The 13,930-nt window shown below is 71.0% G+C and carries 10 protein-coding genes; 5 read left to right on the top strand and 5 right to left on the bottom strand.

Translation table 11 applies throughout. The annotated features are described in order from the left end of the window. Positions 1–33: 33 nt before the first annotated feature. Entirely contained in the window at positions 34–345 is a 312-nt protein-coding gene (locus AC5RV6_RS04625) for an immunity protein CdiI family protein (RefSeq protein ID WP_494006100.1), read from the bottom strand. Positions 346–789: 444 nt separating this feature from the next. On the opposite strand from AC5RV6_RS04625, the gene AC5RV6_RS04620 reads away from it, so the two are divergent. Then, on the top strand, positions 790–2,136 hold the full coding sequence (locus tag AC5RV6_RS04620; protein ID WP_494006099.1) for an MFS transporter: 1,347 nt from the start codon (positions 790–792) through the stop codon (positions 2,134–2,136). A gap of 59 nt (positions 2,137–2,195) precedes the next feature. Here AC5RV6_RS04620 and AC5RV6_RS04615 read toward each other — a convergent pair whose 3' ends face one another. After that, positions 2,196–3,791, bottom strand: a complete 1,596-nt coding sequence (locus AC5RV6_RS04615; protein WP_494006098.1) for an SLC13 family permease — start codon at positions 3,789–3,791, stop codon at positions 2,196–2,198. Between the two features lie 273 nt (positions 3,792–4,064). On the opposite strand from AC5RV6_RS04615, the gene AC5RV6_RS04610 reads away from it, so the two are divergent. Beyond that, entirely contained in the window at positions 4,065–5,327 is a 1,263-nt protein-coding gene (locus AC5RV6_RS04610; RefSeq protein WP_494006097.1) for a glutaminase, read from the top strand. Positions 5,328–5,370: 43 nt separating this feature from the next. On the opposite strand, the gene AC5RV6_RS04605 is transcribed toward AC5RV6_RS04610, so the two are convergent. Beyond that, positions 5,371–8,139: an AAA family ATPase gene (locus AC5RV6_RS04605; RefSeq protein WP_494006096.1), complete on the bottom strand. Its 2,769-nt coding sequence runs from the start codon at positions 8,137–8,139 to the stop codon at positions 5,371–5,373. A gap of 436 nt (positions 8,140–8,575) precedes the next feature. On the opposite strand from AC5RV6_RS04605, the gene AC5RV6_RS04600 reads away from it, so the two are divergent. From AC5RV6_RS04600 to AC5RV6_RS04590, 3 genes are all read left to right on the top strand, one after another. Beyond that, a complete protein-coding gene (locus AC5RV6_RS04600; protein ID WP_494006095.1) occupies positions 8,576–9,361 on the top strand; it encodes a MerR family transcriptional regulator in 786 nt (261 codons plus the stop codon). A 175-nt stretch (positions 9,362–9,536) separates the two neighbouring features. Then, complete coding sequence (locus tag AC5RV6_RS04595; RefSeq protein ID WP_494006094.1) at positions 9,537–10,112, top strand: small multidrug efflux protein; 576 nt, start codon at positions 9,537–9,539, stop codon at positions 10,110–10,112. Between the two features lie 155 nt (positions 10,113–10,267). After that, a complete protein-coding gene (locus AC5RV6_RS04590; protein WP_494006093.1) occupies positions 10,268–10,990 on the top strand; it encodes a hypothetical protein in 723 nt (240 codons plus the stop codon). Between the two features lie 119 nt (positions 10,991–11,109). Here the strand turns inward: AC5RV6_RS04590 and AC5RV6_RS04585 are convergent, their stop codons facing one another. Both AC5RV6_RS04585 and AC5RV6_RS04580 read right to left on the bottom strand, forming a co-directional pair. Further along, entirely contained in the window at positions 11,110–13,029 is a 1,920-nt protein-coding gene (locus tag AC5RV6_RS04585; protein WP_494006092.1) for a heavy metal translocating P-type ATPase, read from the bottom strand. A gap of 110 nt (positions 13,030–13,139) precedes the next feature. Continuing rightward, on the bottom strand, positions 13,140–13,853 hold the full coding sequence (locus tag AC5RV6_RS04580) for an IclR family transcriptional regulator (RefSeq protein WP_494006091.1): 714 nt from the start codon (positions 13,851–13,853) through the stop codon (positions 13,140–13,142). Positions 13,854–13,930 lie beyond the last annotated feature (77 nt).

Below are 13,930 nucleotides of genomic sequence, written 5' to 3'. Positions count from 1 at the left end.
CAAGGTCCGTAGCCCACCCGCTGCGGAAACGGGTCAGAGCTCCCGCTCGTCCCGCACCTCCGCGAAGGACGCCGTCTCGGATCTCAGCCGGGCCACCATCTCATCGCCGCGGTGTTGGGAGATCTGCTCGTTTTCCGGTGCATCCCAGCCGCCAAAGGGGTCGAAGTGCTCCTCCCAGAAGCGGTACCAGCGCTGCATCATCTCGGTCAGCTCCGTCGAGAGCCCATAGTCGGCCGGCTCCATGGCGTACTTCTCCGTGCAGTTCTCCCACAGCGGCCACGGGTGACCCCAGTCGGGGAACACCCGCAGGACGCGGCGCGGGGGCAGCGGGTCAGGACTGCTCATGGGTCGGTTCCTGTCGGCAGGCGGTGCTCCGGGCCCGCCGGCTGCCCGAGCCGGGCCGTATGCAGTTCCATCTGCCCATCCTGCGCCCTGACGTGGAAGGCTGGCCGCCAGCCGAGCCCGTGTCCTAGAGTGAATTCGTGCCTGTGTACTTCTTCCTGTGACGGCTGAGCCGGCCAGCGCTCGTTGAGCTTGCTCCGAGCGCCGCTGCCGCCCGTCCGGACCCAACGGGTCGCCGTCACCCCGCACCGGCCCCCGGCCTCGGTGCACCTCCCTGAAGGAAAGACAGCACATGCCTGCCCTCACCCAGCCTTGTCCCGCGCGCCCTTGCGCCCCCATCCCAGCCGCCGCGCCGGCACCTGAAGCCGACGCCGGCCATCCGCAGCCACAGCCGCACCCGCACCTGAACAGCTGCCTGACCGCAGCCGCCGAAAGCGGGGTCCGGGCATGAGCGCCACCGAATCGACCCGGCTTCGCGCCCTGCGCCCGCTGGCCAGCCGCGACTACCGGCTGCTGTTCGCCGCCGTCGGCGTGGAGGTGTTCGGCACCGGCATGTGGACCATCGTCATGGTCTTCCAGGTTCTGGCCCTGGACGACAGCCCGCTGGCCCTCTCCGCGGTCGCGACCGGGCTGAGCCTGGGCCTGCTCGCCTTCGCGATCGCCGGCGGCGTCATTGCGGATCGGTATTCCCAGCGCCGGATCCTGATCACGGTGCAGGCATCCACGGCTGCGGTGATGACCGCCGTCGCCGTGCTTGCGCTCACCGGTGGCATCCAGCTCTGGCAGCTCGCCGCCGCGTCCTTCGCCCTGGGCGCCGGCAGCGCGTTCTTCTTCCCCGCATACAGCGCCTACCTGCCCCGGATCCTGCCGCCGGAGCAGCTGCTGGCCGCCAACGGGCTCGAAGGAGCGCTGCGCCCGACCATGGGCCAGGGGCTCGGACCGGCACTCGGCGGACTCATCGTGGGGGCGTTCCTCCCGGCCGCCGGCGCGGTCGTCGTCGCCGCTTCCTTCGCCCTGGCCTTTGTCCTGCTGCTCTTCCTCAGCCGGGACGACGGCGGTGCGGGCAACGGCGGTGCGGCCGGCGCCGGAATGTCCGACGCCGGGGCGCCCGACGCCGGGCCGGTCACCGAAGCGGACGCCCCCGGCGGGAGCGACTCCCCAGGAGCCCGTAGCCTCTGGGCCGACCTCCGCGCCGGTGTCCGATACGTGGCCGGCACCCGGTGGCTGCTGTGGACCCTGATCTTCGGCTCGTCGCTGGCGCTGATCATCCAGGGTCCGATCGAGGTGCTGCTGCCCCTGCTCACCCGGGAACGCTTCGCCGACGCCGAAGCCACCTTCGGCCTCCTGCTCGCCGCCTACGGCGTGGGCGGAGCCCTGGGGTCCCTGGCGGTGTCCAGCGTGAAACTGCCGCGGCGCTACCTCACCTTCATGATCCTGTGCTGGGGCGGCGGCACGCTGCCGCTGGTCGTCGTCGGGCTGGGCGCCGGCCTGCCCCTGATGCTCGCCGCCCTGTTCCTGGTCGGCACGGCCACCGGCGCCGGCGTCGTCGTCTGGGGCACCCTGCTGCAGCGCCTGGTGCCCGTGGAGATGATCGGCCGGGTGGCCAGCCTGGATTTCTTCGTCTCCATCGCGTTCATGCCGGTGTCCGTCGCCGCGGCCGGTCCCCTGTCACTGGTGGTGCCGGCGGAGGCGATCTTCATCGGGGCGGGCGTGCTGCCGACGGCGCTCGCGGTCCTGGCGCTGATCGCCGGGCGGATGCCGGCGGTGGAACGGCGGCATCCGCTGGACGGATAGGGGGCGGGATCGGCAGCGGGGCGGCGCGGCCCGGGTGCGGCACCCGCGCCGTCCCGGGCTCAGAACGGCCAGATGAGCGGCACGTACAGCACCGCGGCGGCGAGGAACACGACGGCGACCGGCAGGCCGAGCCGCCAGTAGTCACCGAAGCGGTAGCCGCCGGGCTGCATCACCATGAGGTTCGCCGGCGTGGCGATGGGCGTCAGGAAGGCAGCGGCGCCGACGACGCAGAGCGCCATCATGAACGGCTGGACACTGACCTCCAGCGTCTGGGCGAACGTCACCGCGACGGGCCCCATCACCAGCACGGTGGCCACGTTGGAGATGAACTGGCCGAGGACCAGGGCGAGCACGCAGATCACCAGCAGGGCGAGGTACGGGGAACCGCTGCCGGTGGAGTCCAGGACCAGCGCGGCGATCGCGTCCGCGGCGCCCGAGGAGACAAAGGCGGAGGAGAGCGGAATCAGCGCCGCGATCAGGACCACCGTGTTCCACGAAATCGCGGCAAACCCCTGGGGCGCGGTCACCACGCCCAGGACCACCAGGGCCGCCGCGGCGAGGAGCCCCACGATCACCGGCGGGAGGAGCCCGGTGGCCAGCAGCACGATCGTGCCGGCCAGCACCGCGAGGCAGCGGCGCCATCCGCGTCCCAGCGGCACCCCGCGCTGGAGGGCGTGCGGGGGCTCGACGGCGATGACGTCGGGGGACTGTGCGTAGCGGTGCAGCGCGTCCCAGGGCCCCTGGACCAGCACGGAGTCTCCGGCCCGCAGGGTCAGGGCCCCGGGCGGCGCCGGGGTGTCGGGGCCGGGAGCGGTGGTGCCGCCGCGGTGCAGCGCGATGATGACCAGGTCCTCTTCCCGGGTGGTCATGCCCGGGCTGACCATGCGCCCGATCAGCGTCGAGCGCGGCGCGACGAGGACTTCGACGACACCGATCCGCCCGGTGAACAGCCGTTCCGTGTCAAGGTCGGCCGTGTAGCTTTCGCGCCAGGACCGCACCCGTTCGCGCGGGTCGGCCCCGACCTCGGCCAGCCGCTCGGGAGCCCGTTTCGGCAGCAGCCGCCGCCCCAGCAGCACGACGAGCAGCGTGGTCACGACGACGAGCGGCAGCCCCACCAGCGCGAATTCGAAGTACCCGAACTCACGCCCGCCCGAGCTGGCTGCGAGCTCGGAGACGATGATGTTCACCGGGGTCCCGGTCAGCGTCAGCAGCGACCCGGCGCTGGCGGCGAAAGCCAGCGGGATGAGCATGTGCGAGGGGACAATCCCGGCCCGGGCCGTGGCGACGACGACGACCGGCAGCAGCGCAGCAACGGCGCCGTTGATGCTGATCACCGCCGACAGCGCGGCCGCGACGGCCATGATCGTGACCAGCAGTCCGGTGCGGCTGAGGGACGAGCGCCGTTCCAGCTGCTGACCGATCCATGCGGTGATCCCCGTGGCGTCCAGCGCCTCGCTCAGCACGAACAGGGACGCGATGAACAGCACGATCGGGTCGCTGAAACCCGCCAGGGCCTCGGTGAGCGGAAGCACGCCGGTGGCCCACAGCGCCACCGGAACGAAGAGCGCAACGACGATGATCGGCACCCGGCTGATCATGAAGCCCGCGACGGCCAGGGCCAGGACGGCAAAGGTGGCGGCGATCGGCGGAATCATCCGGCTGGGCTTTCAGCTCTGTCCACGTCTCACCTCCGGCTCCGATCCGCTGATCCCCGTGTCCGCGACGCCCCCGCCTCACCAGCGTGCCCCACCGAACGCGGGCAAGCCATAGCGGCGCGGCCGGTGTCCTGTCGGCGGCCGGCTTTGCCGTGGTCCGGGCCGAGGCGCCGGCTCGGACGCCCCCGCCGGATCACCTTCCGCCGCACATGGAATAATCCGGACATGGGCCGAAAGGACGGCCCGACGATTTAGGCAGAGCGGGGAGAGTGGATGCGGCCCATAGTTCCTGACTACCTGGTCGACGCGCTCCGGGAGGTCGAACCGGATGCCTCAGGGGAACGGGCGGCGTACATTCCGGAGCTCGCCGGTGCGGACCCTGACCGCCTGGCTGCAGTCTTCGCCACGGTCGATGGCGAGGTCCATGGCGCCGGCGACGTCGACGCCGAATTCACGATCCAATCCATCTCGAAGCCGTTCGCCTACGCCATGGCGCTCTCCGACCGGGGCTTCGATGCCGTCCTCGCCAAGGTCGGCGTCGAGCCCTCCGGCGAGGCGTTCAACGAAATCTCCCTCGAAGCGGATGGGCGCCCCCGCAATCCAATGATCAACGCCGGCGCGATCACCACGCACTCGCTCGTCGGCGCCGGGCACCTGTCGGCCGCCGAACGGGTCGAGCACGTGGTCCGGGGGCTGTCGGCGTTCGCGGGCCGTCCGCTGAAGGTGGATGAGGCGGTGTGCGAGTCCGAGATGGAGAGCGCGCACCGGAACCTGGCTATCGCCCATATGCTGCGCAGCCACGGCATCCTCACGGAGGACCCGCGGGCCGTCGTCGAGGGGTACGTCCGCCAGTGCTCCGTGCTGGTTACGGCGGTGGACCTGGCTCTGATGGCGGCCACGCTGGCCAACCGCGGCGTGAACCCCCACACCAACGAGCAGGTGGTGGACGGCGCGGTGGTGCGGCAGGTGCTGAGCGTGATGGCCACCTGCGGCATGTACGACGCCGCCGGCGACTGGGCCACCCAGGTCGGCATCCCGGCCAAGAGCGGCGTGGCGGGAGGGTTGATCGGCGCCCTTCCCGGCCAGCTGGGCATTGCCACTTTCTCCCCCCGCCTGGACCGGCACGGCAACAGCGTCCGCGGCGTGTCACTGTTCGAGCGGTTCACCACCGATATGGGGCTGCATGTGATGGAGGTTCCGCCCGCGGCACGCGCGGTGGTGCGCTCCAACCGTGTCTACGGGCATGGACCGGCCGCAGCCCGGGTCCTGAAGCTGCAGGGCGGGATCCGCTTCGCCGGAGCCGAGAAGATCGTGCGCGAGTTCGCGGAGACCCCGCCCGTCGAGGCCAGGGTGGCGCTGGACCTGTCGCGGGTGTATTCGATCGACGGCGTGGCACGGCGCATGCTTCTCGAAGCCATCCGCCGGCTGACCCTGGACGGGCACGATGTCTACCTTGTTGACCCGGAGTCGATCCTCCCCGACCCCAATCCCGGCGACGGCGGCCGGGTCACCGTCGTCGACCGCTTCGACCTTTGACCCTGTGGCGTGATGGCCGACGGTGACGGCGGCCCCGCCCCGCTCAGGAGGCGAGGTGCAGCTCCTTGAGCTGCCGGCGGGACGTGATCTCGAGTTTCCGGAAGATGTTGCGCAGGTGGGATTCAATCGTCCGCGGGCTCAGGAACAGCCGGGTGCCGACTTCCCGCGAGGTCGCGCCGGCGGCAACCAGCCGGGCAATGTGCAGTTCCTGGGAGGTGAGCGCCGCGGTGCGGTGGGCCGTACGCGTCCGCGGATGCTCGCCGGTGGCGTGCAGCTCGCGTGCTGCCCGCGCGGCGAAGGCGTGGGCACCCATGTCCGAGAAGAGGTGGTGAGCGGTCCGCAGCTGGGTGCGGGCCTCCTGGCGGCGGCCTTCCCGGCGCAGCCATTCGCCGTAAACCAGGTGGGCGCGCGACGCCTCGCCGGCCATCCTCGACTCGCTCAGGCGCGCGATCGCCTCAAGGTACGCCTCCTCGGCGGCTGGACCGGACAGCACCAGGGCCCGGGAACGCGCCTCGAGCCCGAGGGCCCACGCCGTGCCGCAGGCCCGGGCACGCAGCGTGAACCGTTCGAGGGCCCGAGCGGCGCCTGCCGTGTCGCCTGCGCGGACGGACGCCTCAACCAATTCGGGCAGGGCCATCGTGCTAAAGGAGAGTTCGAAGGCCCCGGCTGCCTTTTCGGCGGCCTCCTGTGCCGTCGAGTAGTCGCCAAGTCCGTTGTGGAGCACGGCGCCCGCATAGTGCGCCGCTTCGTCGGACTCGGCACCCGCGGGCTGCCCAAAGGCGGAGGTGTTCAGCGTCGACAAGGCTGTGAGATCGCCGCGCCACGCGGCCAGGATGGCACGGGTATGAAGCAGCTGAACTCCGCCGGTTGATTCCGTGATCGACTGTGCCTCGGTGGCCAGTTCCTCCGCGCGGGCGAGCTGGCCGCTGATGACCAGGATGTTCGCCTGGAGATTCAGCGCGTGGGAGAGCTGGGCCAGTGCCCCGGTGCTGCGCGCTTCAGCGACGCTGCATGCGGCAAGCTGATGGGCGCACTCATCATCGAGGGTGCCGACCGCTATGCGGCCTGCCAGCCACAGCCATGGCTGTCCGCGTTCCTCCGTCGGATGCGGCGCGTCCGGGCCTGCGGTGTCCCTGAACATCCCAAGGGCGAGCCGCAGGCTCGGCGCACCCTGCGGGAATCCGTGAACCAGTGTCACGGCGAGTGCGTCCAGCAGCTTATCCAGCGGCCGTGCAGGCTCACACGGTGGAGCGGCAAGTGCGGTCCTGGCGATGCGGAACACGGCGGGGCTGCCGCTGATGATCGCCGCATCCAGGGCATGCAGATAGGTCTCCCTGGCGAGGGGCGGATCGAAGGGGGCCAGTGTGGCTGCGGCATCCAGCAGCATTTCCGGCACTTCGGCTCCGCGGGTCAGATTGAACATGATCTGGGCGCGAAGCAGCTGGGCCCGGGCACGTTGCTGCGGGTCCGGCGATCGGTCCGCGATGCTGAGCAGGTCCAACGCCGCGTCGGGTGCTCCGGCGTTGGCCAGGGCCTGTGCCGCTTCCAAGGCGCGTCGAATGCGGCCGTCCGCGGTCGGCGTAAGCTCGGCCGACCGCCGCAGGAACGCCCCGGCCGCAGCCTCGCCGCCGCGGGCGCGCGCCCTGCCGGCTGAACGTTCCAGCTCCGAGGCGACCTCTTCGTCGACCCCCAGCACGGCCTGGGCGCAGTGCCAGGCGCGTCGGTCGGGGTCGAGGGCGCCGTCGGTGGCCACCGCCAATGCGCCGTGCACACGGCGGCGCCCTGCCGGGTCGGCCGCCCGATAGACCGCCGAGCGTACCAGGGGATGGCGAAACCGGACCCGGGAACCGATCTCAATCAGTCCGGCGGCTTCCGCGGGTGCGGCGGTTTCCGGCGTCAGGCCCAGCTCGCTGGTCGTCCGGAACAGCAGGCCGGGGTCTCCGGTCGGTTCAGCCGCGGCGGCGAGCAGCAGCAGCCGCGTTGCCTCGGGCAGGTCCCCCAGCCGGCGCTGGAAGCCGCGCTCCACACGGCCCGGAACATCGGACAGGGCGGGCAGCTGGTACCCACCGCCCAGGCGGGCCGCCGGAACACTTCCGGGCAGCTCCAGGAGCGCCAGCGGGTTTCCGCTCGCTTCCGCGATGATCCGCTCACGTACCTCGTCAGCCAGCGGGGCCCGTACCGCGCTGTCCAACAGGGCGCGCGCCGTCGCGGGATCGAGCTCCGGCAAGGCCAGCCGCGGCAGGCCGGAGAAGACACTCGGCCGGCCGGGAACGTCGCGCTCGCCGAACGCCATCGCCAGCCGCTCGGCCTCCACACGGCGGGCCACGAAGGCCAGCACTTCGGCGGAAGTCTGGTCCAACCACTGCACGTCATCGACCAGGCAGAGCAACGGCCCGCGCTCAGCGGCCTCGGCAACAAGGTTCAGCGTGGCGAGCCCGATGAGGAACTTATCCGGCGTCGGGCCGCTTTGCCTGCCCAGGGCCACTCCGAGGGCCGTCTGCTGGGGCTCCGGCAGCGCGTCGAGATGCGCCAGGAACGGGGCACAGAACTGGTGCAGCCCCGCGAACGCGAACTGTGCCTCCGCCTCGACACCCGTCGAGGCCTCCACCCGGAATCCGGAAGCGGCCGCCACATCGCGCAGATGCTCCAACAGGGCAGTCTTGCCCATTCCCGCATCGCCATGCACCACGAGCACCGCGCTGCGCCCGGCGCCGGCCTCGACCAGCAGCTGCTCCACTTCGTGCCGTTCCCGGAGCCGTCCCAGCAACTTGGCCACGTTCGTCCCCCGCTCGGCGTCAGACAGGTCGTGCACACCCGAAAGTGTGTTCTCACGCCAGTATCACCGATGCGGGAAAAAGGCGGATCCGAGGACCGGCCCCTACCGCCGGGCGGATCCTATGAGGCTCCTACGTAGTGCTCCCCCCGGAGACTCAGTACCTTCCACCGACGCGAGGCACCCGGCAGCGGAACGACACTGAAGACCTGCACAGGGCTCCGTTAGGCATTGCACACGCCGACAGCCGGCTCAAACGAGGGAGACAACATGGGAACCGTCACCGCTCTGTCGCCGACCGGCGGCACGAGGCAACCGTCCGCCCCCGGCAGACCCGGTCAGCGCGAAGCGGCCCGGCCGGGCGAGGGGGAGATACAACAGGAGGGCTCTATCAGCCTTGCCGCCGCGCTTGCCTCGATGATGCTGAGCCTGGACGCGGCGCACACCCGGAAACGTCCGGCAGGAGGCTGAGGCCATGGCCTGGAGTACGCGGGAGCTCGCCGACCTGGCCGGGACGACGGTAAACACGATCCGGCACTATCACCGGATCGGCCTGCTGGACGAGCCGGAGCGGAGATACAACGGCTACAAACAGTACGGTGTTCGGGAGCTGGTGCGCCTGCTGCGGATCCTGCGGCTGGTCGACCTCGGCGTCCCGTTGGCGCAGATTCCCGATGTCGGCGGGGCGGGGCGGGACAACAGCACCTGGACCATGCTGCAGGAGCTGGACGCCAAGCTGGCCTCGGGCATCGAGCGGCTGCAGCAGGCCCGCGCCGATATTGCGGCGATTCTGCGTGCCGAGGCTCCTCCCGATGCTCCCCCCGGGTTTGTCTCGGTCGCCGCACGGCTCTCGGAGGCGGACCGGGCGATGCTCCACGTTTCGAGTCAGCTCTATGACCGGGACGCGATGGCCGATGTTCGGCGGATGGTAGAACTGAATGGCGACGCCGGCGAGCTCGGAAGAGCGATCGACACGCTTCCGGCGTCCGCGGACGCGGCCACCCGGGAACGGCTGGCGGCCCGCCTCGCGCCGATCCTCGTCCGCAACCTGGCCGATTACCCGTGGCTGATGGACCCCGCCCGGCACCTCACGAAGGGGGCACGCGTCACGCAGGTGACGTTCGTCGAGGCGCTGGCCGAGTTGTACAACCCTGCGCAGCTCGATGTGATCTCGCGTGCGGGCGTCCTCGCCCGGGAGCAGCTGCAGGCCGACGGCGTCCCCGGCGGCGCTGTGCAGCCGCTCCTGCTGCTGCACGCCTGACCCGGTCGGAGGCAGGGCTGGGCGCGGCCCACATTCGGGGGGCCTCTGCGGTTGAGAGGCCGCAACTGCTCCCGCTGTACCGTCCCGGCAAGGGGGTTGACCTTGTTCCGGGAACACAGTTTCTACTGACGACACGTCGAGGAACTCGACGTGAATCAAGAAAGGAACCACAGCCATGAACCCCATTGAGGAGCTAGTCCGAAATTTCCAGGAGCTGGTGAACCAGGTCCCCGAGTTCATTCAGCCGTTTGTCGTGATGCTGGCCGGCGCCGTTCCTTTCATTGACGGTGAGGGGGCTGCGGTGATCGGTATCGTCGGCGGGATCCATCCGGTCGTCGCGGGGGTGGCAGCCGCAATCGGCAACTTCCTCTCCGTGCTTGTCGTCGTCCTCCTGAGTTCAGGCGCACGCGGTGCCGTGGTGAACCATCGAACGCGGGAGGCGGCTGCCAATGCAGCAGCTGTGGGAGGCGGCGGTGCGGGCGGATCCGTGGTGACCCTCGATGCCGTCTCCGCCAAGCCTGAGTCGAAGGGCCAACAGCGGTTCAAGAGGTGGCTGATCCGGTTCGGCGTGCCGGGAGCCAGCATCCTGGGACCGCTGGCGATCCCGGGACAGTTCACCTCCGTGATCCTCGTTGCCGGCGGTACCTCGAAAAGGTGGATCCTGCTCTGGCAGGCCGTGTCGATCGTCCTGTGGACGGCATTGTTGACGGGCTCGGTCTGGGCCACCCTGACATACGTTGTCGGCGTATGACCGACGGATGCCGCCCCCGTTCCGGCCAAGACCTGGATGGATAGCCTGTGGCTGTCCATCCAGGTCTTGCGCTGCCCTGTTGCCTGGACCTCCAACGCCGCCCCGCGGCCTAAGCGGACCGGCTTCAGGCACGCGGGCACCTTTATGCTGGGGCGATGGGGAAGAAGACCGGGCCCGGATACTGGCGCTCCGCAGGGGAGAAGATCGAGCTGTTGGACCGGGATCCGGCGCAGCCGCCCCCGCCCTTCCGGCCGGGGCTCGGATGGGGCGCCCTCTGGCTCTTCATCTGGGCGCTGGGCGGTCTGACCGTCTGGATCAGCGTCAACGCGTGGAACGCCGGAGAGCCGGTCGGTGGCCGCTTCAACCAGCAGGTGCCGGCGTGGTTTGCGCTGGCCGTGGGGCTTTTTCTCCTCGGCTTCCCGTTCTGGCATCTGCCGCAGCTGCGGAAGGAAAACACCCGCCTGTCAGCCATCATTACGGCCACCTCTTCAGGCCTGGACGTCCTCGGCAAAACGGACCAGTATGCGCGGTACTTCCTGCCGTGGGAAACCATTCGCGGGTTCCGGGTGGAGAAGGGGCAGTGGAGGCAGCGCCGGAAGCATCTGCTGATCGCGAACCTGGCCCGCCCGCGCTCCGATGCGGAGCCGAAGCCGAAGGGCGGCCGCGCCGGCTGGAACCCGCTCGTGTCCGTCACCACCGACGCGGTGAAAGTCACCGACATTTGGTGCACGGAGCCGCATGCTACGGCCCATGCGCTCAACCATCTGCTGGAAGACGGCGTCCTGCGGTCCGAACTCGGTTCCCCGCACTCGGCAACGGCGGCCAACAATGCGCAGACCGCGGGAGCCCTTCGAGAGGCGAGACGTCAGCCGAGGTAGGAAGCCTGCCGGATGTCTTCAGCAGCTTTCCGTGAGGAACCGCAGTTCCGCTGCGGAGCTGCGGTTCGCTGGCCGCGGAACGTGCAGCCGCGGTACTGCGGCTGCACTGCCCTGCAGCGTCAGCCCGCCCGCGGCACCGGTTTCGGCTGCGCCGCCGCGCGGTCGCTCGGGACCGAACCGGCCGCCCGGGAGCGCGCCCGTGCCTTCCGTCCGCCGCTCAGCGCCCGCAGCGCGTTGAGGATCGCGGCCAGGTCCACCAGCTCCTGGGTCAGCGCCCCGGCCACGGCCGGAATGTACCCGAACGCGGCGATCAGCATCAGGCCCAGGCTCAGCGCAATGCCCAGCCAGATGCTGCTCAGCGCCACCCGCATGGTCCGTCGGCCGATCTCCACCGCACCGGCCACCCTGCTGATGTCGTCGGCCACCAGCACGACGTCGGCCGACTCGCTTGCCGCGGTGGAGCCGCGCGCGCCCATGGCGATGCCGACGTCGGCCGCCGCCAGCACGGGCGCGTCGTTGACGCCGTCGCCCACCATGATCACCGGACGAGGTTCCATCGCGGCGACCGCGCGGACCTTGTCCTCGGGCAGCAGCTGCGCGCGGACCTCGTTGATGCCCAGCGGCCCGGCCACGGCGTCGGCGGTGGCCTGCCCGTCACCCGTGAGCATCACGGTGCGGCGGATGCCCAGCCCGGCCAGCCGCTGCAGGGTGGCGGCCGCGTTCTCCCGCACCGAGTCGCTCATGATCAGGGTGCCGGCGAACCGCCCGTCCACCCCCACGTAGACCACCATCTGCCCCGGTTCGAGCCGGGCGCGGACGGTGTCCGGCGCGGTTTCGGCGACGAACCGTTCCTTGCCGACCCGCACCGCGCGGCCCTCCAGCACGGCCTCGACGCCGTTGGTCGCCACCTCCTGCGCGTCCGCGGACGGCTGCAGCTCAAGCCCCTGGGCCCTGGCGGCCTGCTGCACGGCGGCCGCGAGCACGTGTGAGGAGTACTGCTCGGCCGACGCGGCCAGGCCCAGCACCTCATCCCCGGTAAAGCCCGGCTGCGGCCGGACCTCCACGAGCTCCGGATGCCCGTGCGTCAGGGTGCCGGTCTTGTCGAACGCGGCGCTGCGCGCCTTGGCCAGCTGCTCCAGCACGGCCCCGCCCTTGACGATGATGCCGGCCCGCGCCGAGCGGCTCATGCCGCCCAGGAACGCCACCGGCGCGGCGATCAGCAGCGGGCACGGGGTGGCCAGCACCAGCACCTCGGCGAACCGCACCGGATCCCCGCTCAGCGCCCACGCCAGGCCGGCGATCAGCAGCGACACCGCGGTGAAGGGCACCGCATACCGGTCCGCCAGGCGCACCACCGGCGCCTTCGACTCGGCGGCCTCCGCCACCAGCGCCACGATGCGCTGGTACTGGCTGTCCGCCGTCGTCGCCGTGGCCCGCAGCAGCACCGCCCGGGTGCCGTTCACCGAGCCGCTCATCACCGGTTCGCCCGCCCGCCGGGTCACCGGCAGGGATTCCCCGGTAAGCGAGGATTCGTCGAAGTCAGCCTCGTCGGAGAGCAGCTCGCCGTCCACCGGCACCACCTCGGCCGGGCGCAGCAGCAGCACGTCCCCGGGGGCGACGGCGGTGGCCGGCACCTCCTCGGGGGTCATCTCCGGGTCTCCGCCGGGCAGCCGGTGCGCGCGCTGCGGGGCGCGGGCCAGCAGGGAATCGAGTTCGCGGCGGGCCCGGCCGGCGGCGTAGTCCTCCAGCGCCTCGCCGCCGGAGAGCATCAGCACAATGATCAGCGCCGCCAGGTACTCGCCCACCGCGACGGTGGCCACCATCGCCACCACGGCGAGAATGTCCAGCCCGTAGTGGCCGGCGCGGATGTCGCGGACCATTCCGACGGCGGTCCAGAGGACGACGCCGAGCACGAACAGCGACGCGGTCCACGCGGCGGCCGGCTCCAGACCGGCGCCGAGCAGGCCCAGCACGGTCAGCCCGACGGCCACGACGGCGGCCACCAGAGGATAACGGCGGATGAATCGGATCACGCTCATACAGCTGTTGTAAGCCGGTTTGCGCGCGGTTTCCAGCAAGCGAAAGCTAGCCTAAGTGGCCCGGGACCGGTCCGGGCGGTGCCCGGCGGGAGCCGCCCGGGGTGCGGATCCTAGAGCAGTTCGGCTTCGATGATGCGGGCGCTGGCGGCCAGGCGTTCGCCGATGGCGTGCTCGTCTTTGCCGCCGCCGAAGTACACCACGGACACCGCGGCCGGTAGCTGCCCCGCCGCGCGGATCGGCGCGGCCACCGAGGAGACGCCGTCGATCACTTCGTCATGGCTGGTGGCGTATCCGTCGCGGGCGACCAGCCGGGCCGCGTCCCGGAACGGAACGCCGGTGCCCATCCGCGCCCACCCCTCCGCGCCGAGGGAGGCCTGGACGGCGATGCCGGGAGCGCCGTAGGTGACGGAGTGCCGGCTGCCCGGGCGCTGGATGACGGCGGTGCGCCCGTGCCGCGGCTCGACGCTGACCAGGGTCACGCAGTCGGTGCGGTCCAGCACGGCGACGAAGGCCGTCATGGTCAGCTCATTGGCCAGGGCGGTGAGCTCCGGCAGCGCCGCGGACTGCAGGTCCCGGGAGACCCCACGGGCCAGCGCCGCAAGCCCCGGCGCGGGGGAGACCCGCCCGGCGTCGTCGCGCCGCACCAGCGAATGCGCCTCCAGCGTGCGCAGGATCCGGTAGGCGATCGAGCGGTGCACGCCCAGCCCGGCGGAGAGCTCGGCAATGGTCAGCGGGGACTCCGACTCCGCCAGCAGCTCCAGGGCCCGCAGCCCCCGGGACAGGGTCTGGGACAGGGAACCGGTGGCGGTGTCGGCGGCAGGCATGCCGATCATTGTAAGTCTTTCGCGAGTAGTCCGTACGGTGTTGCGGCTGTTCCCCGCAACGCCCGGCCGCACCGGCC

The organism is Arthrobacter saudimassiliensis (assembly GCF_059090665.1).
This window is presented reverse-complemented; position numbering and strand designations above follow the sequence as displayed.

Coding starts and splice junctions, on each gene's coding strand:
- AC5RV6_RS04625 (WP_494006100.1), bottom strand. CDS start 345: ATGAGCAGTCCTGACCCGCTGCCCCCGCGCCGCGTCCTGCGGGTGTTC.
- AC5RV6_RS04620 (WP_494006099.1), top strand. CDS start 790: ATGAGCGCCACCGAATCGACCCGGCTTCGCGCCCTGCGCCCGCTGGCC.
- AC5RV6_RS04615 (WP_494006098.1), bottom strand. CDS start 3,791: ATGATTCCGCCGATCGCCGCCACCTTTGCCGTCCTGGCCCTGGCCGTC.
- AC5RV6_RS04610 (WP_494006097.1), top strand. CDS start 4,065: ATGCGGCCCATAGTTCCTGACTACCTGGTCGACGCGCTCCGGGAGGTC.
- AC5RV6_RS04600 (WP_494006095.1), top strand. CDS start 8,576: ATGGCCTGGAGTACGCGGGAGCTCGCCGACCTGGCCGGGACGACGGTA.
- AC5RV6_RS04595 (WP_494006094.1), top strand. CDS start 9,537: ATGAACCCCATTGAGGAGCTAGTCCGAAATTTCCAGGAGCTGGTGAAC.
- AC5RV6_RS04590 (WP_494006093.1), top strand. CDS start 10,268: ATGGGGAAGAAGACCGGGCCCGGATACTGGCGCTCCGCAGGGGAGAAG.
- AC5RV6_RS04585 (WP_494006092.1), bottom strand. CDS start 13,029: ATGAGCGTGATCCGATTCATCCGCCGTTATCCTCTGGTGGCCGCCGTC.
- AC5RV6_RS04580 (WP_494006091.1), bottom strand. CDS start 13,853: ATGCCTGCCGCCGACACCGCCACCGGTTCCCTGTCCCAGACCCTGTCC.